Here is a 1,508-nt window from a genome sequence, read left to right as displayed (position 1 = left end):
ACGGGTTATGTTTGGTTATAAACTGTCTTATTAAATGATTTTTAAATTCCATTAAATCTCTGAAGAATACCACCTCTTTCAGAATCTTACCGAATTGAATTTCCACGCATGCCAAAGCTTCTGGAAAATAGTAATCATGTTGGTTATAGATAATTGTAAAATCCAGTCTTTTCATATTTTGTAAATTGTCCCAGCATAATGGTTTCCCGAATCGTTTTGGATTTTCTTCCCATAAAGGAATTATTTCCAGAACAGGCAGGTAGTCATCACCGCCGAACCGGTCTTTTTGTAATCGCAATCCGATTATAAGAGGGTTTATTCTCATGTACAATGTCCTCTCCGTATATTTTGAAAGCACCGGGAATTTACTATGCCACTCTTTAAAAATATCTTTATATTGTTTCATAATTATAATACTTTAAGAGAGTGTTTGGATTTAACTTTCATTCACGTGAAGATGGATTTATATAATTCATGTTAAATTCAAACACTCTCTAAATCTTGTTCTCAGCCAGATCCCAGACAGCATTGAATTCTTCCTCCGTGATGAAATTTTTGTATTCCAAGTAAATATCGGAGAATTTCCTGCGAACTTCGGGCATATGGTTGATAACAGCATCGTCTCGCGTCATTCTTGTAATTCCTTTGTCCGACTATAGGAGAGTCTTTTTCATGGCGTTTGATTGGTTAGGGCGGTTTATAAACGATTTTTGTCCTGATGTGTAATACATCAGGACAAAAATATACATTTATTATGATGTTTGCAAGATATTTGCAATAAAACTACATAAATGAACGCATAACTGCNGGGTACTGTGTCACTATTTGCTTAAAATCTGATTCTATAGCTTAAGCATCTGGTTCTGAGCGGCAAGGTCGTCAAGATATTTATGGCGGTCTTCCTCGATCATACGGTCGAATTCGGCGGCGTAGTCGGCGATTACTTCGGCGGGGCGGCGCCAGCTGTCATCAAACCTGCCTGCAATCCATGACCTCTGCAGGTTGGGGTAATGCCTGAAGGCGTTGTCGAACACTTGTTCGATTTCCGTTATGCTCTCTTTGTTCATGGCGTGTTCAAGAGATGTGCGGGTCATAAGCAATCCGGCGATGTCTACCCATGAGGCAGCTTCCACACCCGGTTCGCGTGCCGGAAAACCATTCTCGGCGGTATGGAGGTGGAGATATTTGTAGATGGCAAGCCGATAAAGGTGACTTGCCCGTTCAAGAGCCGCACGGGTGAACTTCATGCCTTTGTAGCGGAGAAAGCGGTCATCGTCTGCGGGAAGTGCGAGAAGTTTGCGGATCACTTCGAGTGCATCGAGCATGGCGCCGACAGTCAGGGGATTGAGCACATCGAAGATAATGCGGTCGTGGAGAGGCAGTCTGCGTTTCTGGCGTCTGTCGCGTGTCGGCCATTTTTTCTCGTCCCTCATCAGTCCGCAGCTTCTGAGCATGGCGCCCGGTACCACCACTGTGGCGCCACGGTCGTCACCGAAGAGGTATGAGAA

At 43.7% G+C, this 1,508-nt stretch carries 3 protein-coding genes; all 3 read right to left on the bottom strand.

All coding sequences use genetic code 11. The features are described from left to right. A partial coding sequence (locus JX312_RS13530; protein ID WP_204458435.1) for a hypothetical protein occupies nt 1–406 on the bottom strand: 406 nt, incomplete at its 3' end. 88 nt (nt 407–494) lie between these two features. Then, nucleotides 495–632, bottom strand: coding sequence for a hypothetical protein (locus tag JX312_RS13525; RefSeq protein ID WP_204458433.1), 138 nt, complete (start codon nt 630–632; stop codon nt 495–497). A gap of 210 nt (nt 633–842) precedes the next feature. Then, on the bottom strand, nt 843–1,508 hold a 666-nt coding region (locus JX312_RS13520), incomplete at its 5' end, for a DUF4954 family protein (RefSeq protein ID WP_204458432.1).

It is taken from the genome of Barnesiella sp. CU968 (assembly GCF_905219685.1).
Taxonomy (GTDB): domain Bacteria; phylum Bacteroidota; class Bacteroidia; order Bacteroidales; family Muribaculaceae; genus Lepagella; species Lepagella muris_A.
Note: the sequence above shows the minus strand (reverse complement) of the source record. Positions and strands in the feature narration are given on the sequence as shown.

Bases quoted from the DNA above. Each gene is read 5' to 3' on its own strand.
- JX312_RS13525 (WP_204458433.1), bottom strand. From the start codon at position 632: ATGACGCGAGACGATGCTGTTATCAACCATATGCCCGAAGTTCGCAGG.